Annotated in this window: 1 tRNA gene and 1 rRNA gene; both read right to left on the bottom strand. The window is 34.8% G+C overall.

The window, feature by feature from the left end:
• Positions 1–140 precede the first annotated feature (140 nt).
• Positions 141–214, bottom strand: a tRNA-Ile gene (locus J8281_RS18985).
• Positions 215–438: 224 nt separating this feature from the next.
• A 16S ribosomal RNA gene (locus tag J8281_RS18980) occupies positions 439–531 on the bottom strand; the annotation flags it as partial.

Below are 531 nucleotides of genomic sequence, written 5' to 3'. Positions count from 1 at the left end.
TAGAATTCAGAATTACGAATTTAGAATTCTCAACTTCTAAAATTTCCTTTTTCAATATCTTTCCAATGAACTTTCAAAACTATAAATGTAAAATCTAATATTCTGAATTCTGAATTCAAAATTCTACATTCATCATTCCGTAGTCTCAGGCAGACTCGAACTGCCGACCTCTACATTATCAGTGTAGCGCTCTAACCAGCTGAGCTATGAGACTGTCTTCATAGTTGATGGTTGATGGTTTATCGTTGATAGTTAATCTATTGCGTACAAAAAACACTAACAACTAACAACCAAAAACTAACAACTAAAATAAATTAATCGACAGCAAAAAGACTAAACTCAAAAATAAAGTCAAACAATACCCTTGCGTAATAGTATCAGCGTCTTCTTTTTTTAATCCTATACTTAACTATAAAACTAAATAAAGAAAATCTCTAGAAAGGAGGTGTTCCAGCCGCACCTTCCGGTACGGCTACCTTGTTACGACTTAGCCCCAGTTACCAGTTTTACCCTAGGCCGCTCCTTAACGGT

The sequence above is a fragment of the Aquimarina sp. U1-2 genome (assembly GCF_017897595.1).
Classification (GTDB): Bacteria; Bacteroidota; Bacteroidia; order Flavobacteriales; family Flavobacteriaceae; genus Aquimarina.
This window is presented reverse-complemented; position numbering and strand designations above follow the sequence as displayed.